Below are 6,808 nucleotides of genomic sequence, written 5' to 3' on the forward strand. Positions count from 1 at the left end.
TCAGAAAAAGGTAATAGAAATTTTTATATTGTAGTAAATGTTTACGATAAATTGCTATAGTTTAATTAAGCTGCTAAGTATGATAACATAGTAATTAAGGAAAAATAATTAATGTATCTTAATATTTTTATTGATTTCAGACTAATTTGAAGTTTTAGAATGAATAAAAGGGGTGATTTTGATGAAATATGCATTGGATGTGCATACTCATACTATAGCAAGTGGGCATGCCTACTCAACCTTAATAGAAAATGCAAAGGCTGCATCAGAAAAAGGGATAAAAGTGCTTGGTACTACGGAACATGGAATTACTATGCCTCATGCTCCTCATATTTGGTATTTTAATAATTATAAGGTATTACCGAGAGAAATGTATGGCGTTACTATGCTTTATGGAACAGAGGCAAATATAATTGATTATGATGGAAATTTAGATATGGATGATTTCACATTAGATAAAATGGATATTGTAATTGGAAGTATACACGATGAAGTATATAAGGTAGGGAATATTGAAGAAAATACTAGAGCATTTATAAATGTGATAGAAAGTGGAAGAGTTGATATAATAGGGCATCTTGGAAATCCAGTAGTTCCTGTTAATTTCGAAGAAATAGTAAAATGTGCAAAGGAAAATGATGTTTTAATAGAAATCAATAACAGTTCATTTACAACATCAAGAATAGGAAGTTTCAGTAACTGCACTGAAATAGCGTCATTATGTAAAAAACACGATACAAAGTTAATAATCAATAGTGATGCCCATTTCTGTACCTTAATAGGAGAATTTAGTGAAGCAGTTAAAATGCTTGAATCAATTGACTTTCCGGAAGACCTCATAATTAACAAAGATCCTGACGAATTACTTCTTCTTTTAAAGAAAAAGGGCAGACTACAAGACCTTTCAAGTGATAAGTTATAAGATATAAATTATAAGTTATAGGGAGAAAAGCCTATGGCTTTTCTTATATTCCTATAGAATTAATATTTAATTGTGAATTTTTTTTCATCATTGATTATAGGAAGGCTGTTTAAATTCATATCGTCAACTCTACAAAAATTATTGCCTGATTTTATTGTAGAAATAAATGCATTAACATTGTTTTCAACACCTTGTACTTCAATTTGTACATTACCATCCATAAGATTTTTGCACCAGCCAGTTAAATTTAATCTACAAGCTGTAAGTTGGGCAAAATATCTAAAGCCTACACCTTGTACGCGTCCTTTTACAAGTATTGAATATCTAATCATCTGTTTACCTCCATGCCTATTATATTGTATTTCAATTTAAGAATAATATTTTATTAATATTCAAATGTATTACTTATTTTAATTATAAAAAATTATATCATAATATAATAAATTTGGAATAAAATTATAAAAGTATTTATAATTTTCTGAATATTTAGTATAATATTCATAAGGTAGGTAATAATATGAGTAATTAACATGATATGGAGGAGCATAATGGTACAAAGAAGTGTAGTATTAATTAAACCTGATGGAGTAGAAAGAAATATTATAGGTAATATTTTAAGCTGCTATGAAGATAATGGATTAAAAATAGTAGCGTTAAAACTTATGAAAGCTTCAAGAGAAATTGCAGAACAGCACTATAGTCAACATAAAGGAAAAGACTTCTATGAGGAATTGATAACGTTTATAACAAGGAGTCCATTATGTGCAGCAATTTTGCAAGGTGAAGATGCAGTAGCAAGAATAAGAAATATTAATGGAGCCACTAGCCCTACTGATGCTGCAGAAGGAACTATAAGGCATAGATATGCTAGAAGTAAAACAGAAAATTGCGTTCATGCATCAGACACAATTGAAAGTGCAAAAGAAGAAATCGCATTATGGTTTCCGGAACTTTAAAAGAATATATTATTGTACAAAAGTATCAGCATGTTAAAAGTGGCTAGTAAAAATGATTTTAAAGCGTTTTATAGTCACTTTTTATGTATTAAGATTTATATTATTTTGAAAACAAAAATTTAACTTTTTTCTAATCAAATAAAGATAAATTGGGGAGTTTACACAAAATTATGATATAATATAAATTAAGTAGAATTTATTATTTAGCAGAGGAGGTTATTGATGAAGTTAAAGAAAGCGAGTGTTATTGGGGGGATAACTTTACTTTTTCTTACTATAATTGTAGTCGTAATATTATATATGTTTATTGGACCAGGTGCAAAGGACATTAGGGCGGCGAAAGACTTTATGACTAAATTATATTCAATTAATGCAATAAATACTGAACAAAATTTAGACTCTATCAAATATGAAAGAAGTAGAATATTAAATAGTCAAAATGAACTGGTTCATAGAAGTATAGTGACTCAAAGTTTTGGTATAGATTTAGATAAAAATAATAATGTTATAGGCTTTGCAAAAAAAGAAATTAAGGCTAATAGTACTAAAGTAGAATTACAAGATGCTAGGTCTTTAGCTGAAAAATATTTAAAAAATATTTTTAGCGGGGAAGTATTATTAAAAACAGTTAATGCTAATGATGGATCAAACAATTTACCATATTATTCATTTATTTATACTGAGCAGAAAAATGGATACCCATTGTATTTTGATGAAATAAAATTAAACATTGATAAAGAAAACGGTTTTTTAGATGGTTATTCAAACTCTACAATGCAAAAGGAGTGTAAAGAACCTGTGATTAATATATCTGATGAAAAAGCAAAAGAAGCAGCATTAGATTATTTTCAAAAGTATAATAAAGATGGTATTGTAAGACCTGAAACAAATTTAGTATATGCGGATAATAAGATAGATAAAGGAGCAAATCCAATCTATGAAGTTTGTTATATCGTAACTATAGATGGTAAGACAGATAAGGATGCAAGTAGCAGCTGGAAAGTCTTTGTAAGTTCGGAAAATGGAAATATATTAAATGTCTTAAAAGATGGTGCTGAAAAAGAAGTAATAACAAAATCTAATTGAACTTAAATTTAATAGAAAAGAGGACAATCTGTCATAAAGATTATCCTCTTTTTTTATTACATTTTTTATTATATATTTTCTTTATTGTGCCTTAATTTGAAGGTGAAATCGGCGATAGGGTGCCAGAATTACCACCAGGACCAATTGGGTTATGAGTATTATTTTCATTAATATTAGGGCCATTAGTGTTATTACCATTTCTAGCTGCAGGCGTAGAACCATTTACAATAGGTGGGGGTAAAGCACCATTAGCATTAGTTGCAGGCGATGGAGTACTTTCTGTTGTATCCGTCGCAGGCGGAGTATCACCTGAAGTATCGTAAGATGATGGTAAAACCATAAAATAATCCGCTGTTGCAGGATTTGGATGGTCTTTCTTTATAAATACTGAACTTTTAGTTAATATGGAAGGTGTTATTGATGAAGCAAGCTTATTGGTAAATCTATTTACATTAGCTATAACGTGAGTTGTACATGTTGTTGTTGGTTCTGTTCCCTCAATAAATAATTCTTCATCCACTCGATTACCACGAGGATCCTGACTACATATTGAACTAGGCAACAACCCAGAATCTTTACAGACATCTTGACTCACTATGCCGCTAGGCATATCTATATCTTTTACCTCAAAATCCTTATTAGCTTCCTTCATTAATTTTCCCCATATTACTGCAGCGCCACTTGAACTACCAAGAAGTTGTTTAGGCTTATCATATCCAAGCCAAACTGATCCAGATAAATAAGGAGTAAGACCTGCAAACCATAGGTCAGTTGAATTAGTAGTAGTACCAGTTTTACCTGCAACAGGCATATCGCCAAATTTTGCACCAGTAGCATTATATTCAGTTACTGGACCCTTTAACATATCATATAAAATATACGCCGCTTGAGGTGAAAATACTTTAGTCTGTTTAGGAGTAGAATTATCAAGTATAATTTTACCGCTAGAATCAACAACTTTGGTGTATAAAACAGGTTTTGTATATATACCACTGTTGCCGAAAGCACCATAGGCTCCAGCTAAAATATAAGTATTTCCTCCATCTCTATCATTTGGGTCATTATTAAATTGACCTAGAGCGAGAGCAGCTATTGAAGTTTTTGATGCAGAGTTGTACTTCAAGCCGAGCTTTTGCCCATATGATATACCAGTCTTTAGTCCGATTTTATCTTCCATCAAAACAGCAGCTGTATTTTTAGAATGAGTAAGAGCATCTCTTGCGCTAATGATTCCGGCGTATTCGTTAGGTGAATTCAAAGGATTATAAGGATCATTAGGAACGTACTTCTTACCAATTTCCTCAGGAATTGGAGCATCATCAATAGGTGTAGCAGCTGTTATAATCTTTTGATCAATTCCAGGACCATATACTGTTAATGGTTTTGTTGAAGAACCAATTGGGCGTAAATCGTTATATGCTCTATTGGTTGATTGAGGTTGCTGCTTACCGCGTCCCCCTACCATAGCAATAACACGACCAGTTCTATAATCCATAATTGTAGCAGAAGCCTGCAATAATGGAACCCCATCTTTATCATATGATTCTCCATTACTGATTCCTAGGTTACTATAATCATCTAATGTAGCTTGAGTAAAGTCTTGAAGTGATCTATTCATTGTTGTATAAATCTTAAGTCCACCATTTACCATTAATTTTGAAGCTTCATCATCAGAATAGTTATATTTGGCTTTTAAGTCCTCTTTTACCTGAGATACGGCAGGATATACAAACCATTCATAGTTTAGTCTATAGTCTTTTTTGCTTGATTTAAATACCAAGCCGCCATTTTTTACATCATTAACTGCCTTATCATAGTCAGCATCACTAATATATTCAAGCTTATGCATCATACTTAATACTGTAAGAGTTCTATTAATATAAGGTGATGGATCTTTTTGATTATTTTCATTATAAGCACTATAGTAGCTCGGAGCTTGAGTTATGCCTGCGATGTATGCGCACTCAATCAATGATAAGTCAGAAGCACTTTTTCCGAAATAGGATAAAGATGCCGCCTCTACTCCGTATACATGCCCCCCTAAAGGAATGGTGTTCAAATAGGCTGTTAATATTTGATCTTTAGTTAATCTTTCTTCTAAGCTAATTGCTAAATATGCTTCCCTTACTTTTCTTTCAATAGAAACATCATTAGTTAAAATTGTATTTTTAATTAATTGTTGAGTTAGTGTAGAAGCTCCCTGCAAACCTTTTTGTCCTGATATTAATCTCCTCACATCCAGATAAGCTGAACCTGCAATTCTTTGAAAATCTACTCCATTATGTTTATAAAATCTCTCATCTTCAATGGAGACAAAAGCATTTTTTAAGTTAGCAGGTATTTTACTAGAATCTACAACATAACGTTCCTCATCTGAATGAAGATTATCCATAAAGTCCCCATTACTATCATATAAGCTGGAAGGTTGATTTAATGATAATACTGCATCAACATTTAGAGGAGGTGTAGTTTTTATTATTGCAAAAGCATATCCCGCTACTACCACACCGATTGCCAGAAAGCAAAATAGTAAACCAAAACATACGCCTTTAAATATTTTGTGAGACTTCTTTTGTTTAGTTTTTACTGGCTTTCTACGTCGTGGAGTACTATCAGCTTTTTTTGCTTTATCGTTAATTGCCATTTTATCCTCCTAAAATTATAAGGTTAATAATTTAATAATATTCTATATCATTATAGCATAATTATAGTATGATTAAATCAATAACTCAATATAAAGGTGTTCATAATGCAATATTATACCAAACGTAAAAGCCATAAATACATATCATTTTTTGCTATTCTAATTTTAATTATTGTTGCTTTTAATATAATAATAGTATTTTTTGATAAAAGAGTTATGCCTTCAATAACAGAAATAGCTATAATAATGGCGAAATCTCAAACATTAGATATAATAAACGAAAAAAGTGTAGAGATTCTTTCGCAAGATTTTAATTATGATAAAATGATAAAAATAGAAAAAAATAGTGAAGGAAATATAACTTTAATTCAAGCAGATACTATAAAATTAAATTATATAGCGGCTAAATTAGCTACAGAATGTAATAAAGAATTAAGTGATATGAAAAATTCAGCGATAAAAGTTCCTATAGGATGGATGAGCAGCAGTAGTGCATTTTATAACTTAGGCCCTAAAATTACAGTATCCATTGAACCTATAGGAAACATAAGTACAAGCTATGAATCGAAGTTTGAAAGTGCTGGAATCAATCAAACAAGGCATAAAATATATTTAAATGTTAATGCCAAAATAAGATTAAAATTACCAATGAGAAATCAAGATACAGAAGTAAGCACCCAAATTCCAGTTTCAGATACAATCATAGTCGGAAAAATACCAAACACAACCTTTGGTATTCCAACAAATGATCAAAATAAGAGTGAAGCTGCAAATTAGCGCGATAGATAACCAAAACGTGATTTAGACTTAATAATATAGCCCGACGAAATATGAATCATTCATTTGTTCCAGTTCCTAAGGAATTTCTATGGGTGATTCTAAGACAAGAAGCTGCATCCAAAATGCTAGCCTCAAAGGCAAGCTTTGAACTAGCATATTTGGAACAACTTCTGGTCTAAGAATCACAACCATAAAAATTCCTAATGAAACACTCCACAAAAGAATGATTCATATTTCTAGTTGGGATATATTTTAAAGTATAAATCAAATGTATGTTTAGTTTATCTATAGAGATATCCAATATTATAATTGGAGTTATTATATAAATATACTTACATATTTACTAAGTCTTCATGTGGATATATTAACTAGAAATAATAAATATTTTTGTGTAGAAAACATTTGAAAATGAGCTGTTAA

General features: G+C 30.7%; 7 protein-coding genes. 5 read left to right on the plus strand and 2 right to left on the minus strand.

The features are described from left to right. Positions 1–181 precede the first annotated feature (181 nt). Positions 182–922, plus strand: coding sequence for a phosphatase (locus COL3_RS22935; RefSeq protein WP_008428233.1), 741 nt, complete (start codon positions 182–184; stop codon positions 920–922). Positions 923–981: 59 nt separating this feature from the next. Here the strand turns inward: COL3_RS22935 and COL3_RS22940 are convergent, their stop codons facing one another. After that, complete coding sequence (locus tag COL3_RS22940; protein ID WP_008428231.1) at positions 982–1,254, minus strand: acylphosphatase; 273 nt, start codon at positions 1,252–1,254, stop codon at positions 982–984. Between the two features lie 216 nt (positions 1,255–1,470). Here COL3_RS22940 and ndk point away from each other — a divergent pair, with 216 nt between their 5' ends. Further along, positions 1,471–1,878: a nucleoside-diphosphate kinase gene (gene ndk, locus COL3_RS22945; RefSeq protein ID WP_008428229.1), complete on the plus strand. Its 408-nt coding sequence runs from the start codon at positions 1,471–1,473 to the stop codon at positions 1,876–1,878. 222 nt (positions 1,879–2,100) lie between these two features. Continuing rightward, the gene (locus COL3_RS22950) at positions 2,101–2,964 is read left to right on the plus strand and encodes a YcdB/YcdC domain-containing protein (protein ID WP_008428226.1); all 864 of its coding nucleotides are present in this window, start codon (positions 2,101–2,103) and stop codon (positions 2,962–2,964) included. 91 nt (positions 2,965–3,055) lie between these two features. Here COL3_RS22950 and COL3_RS22955 read toward each other — a convergent pair whose 3' ends face one another. After that, on the minus strand, positions 3,056–5,608 hold the full coding sequence (locus tag COL3_RS22955; RefSeq protein ID WP_008428224.1) for a PBP1A family penicillin-binding protein: 2,553 nt from the start codon (positions 5,606–5,608) through the stop codon (positions 3,056–3,058). Positions 5,609–5,713: 105 nt separating this feature from the next. On the opposite strand from COL3_RS22955, the gene yunB reads away from it, so the two are divergent. Continuing rightward, positions 5,714–6,385, plus strand: a complete 672-nt coding sequence (gene yunB, locus COL3_RS22960; protein ID WP_008428223.1) for a sporulation protein YunB — start codon at positions 5,714–5,716, stop codon at positions 6,383–6,385. A 53-nt stretch (positions 6,386–6,438) separates the two neighbouring features. After that, positions 6,439–6,567, plus strand: a complete 129-nt coding sequence (locus tag COL3_RS29650) for a hypothetical protein (RefSeq protein ID WP_278286697.1) — start codon at positions 6,439–6,441, stop codon at positions 6,565–6,567. The last annotated feature ends 241 nt before the right edge of the window (positions 6,568–6,808 follow it).

The sequence above is a fragment of the Clostridium sp. LS genome (assembly GCF_002760435.1).
Lineage (GTDB): Bacteria > Bacillota > Clostridia > Clostridiales > Clostridiaceae > Clostridium.

Bases quoted from the DNA above. Each gene is read 5' to 3' on its own strand.
- ndk (WP_008428229.1), top strand. From the start codon at position 1,471: ATGGTACAAAGAAGTGTAGTATTAATTAAACCTGATGGAGTAGAAAGA.
- COL3_RS29650 (WP_278286697.1), top strand. From the start codon at position 6,439: ATGAATCATTCATTTGTTCCAGTTCCTAAGGAATTTCTATGGGTGATT.
- COL3_RS22950 (WP_008428226.1), top strand. From the start codon at position 2,101: ATGAAGTTAAAGAAAGCGAGTGTTATTGGGGGGATAACTTTACTTTTT.
- COL3_RS22935 (WP_008428233.1), top strand. From the start codon at position 182: ATGAAATATGCATTGGATGTGCATACTCATACTATAGCAAGTGGGCAT.
- COL3_RS22955 (WP_008428224.1), bottom strand. From the start codon at position 5,608: ATGGCAATTAACGATAAAGCAAAAAAAGCTGATAGTACTCCACGACGT.
- yunB (WP_008428223.1), top strand. From the start codon at position 5,714: ATGCAATATTATACCAAACGTAAAAGCCATAAATACATATCATTTTTT.
- COL3_RS22940 (WP_008428231.1), bottom strand. From the start codon at position 1,254: ATGATTAGATATTCAATACTTGTAAAAGGACGCGTACAAGGTGTAGGC.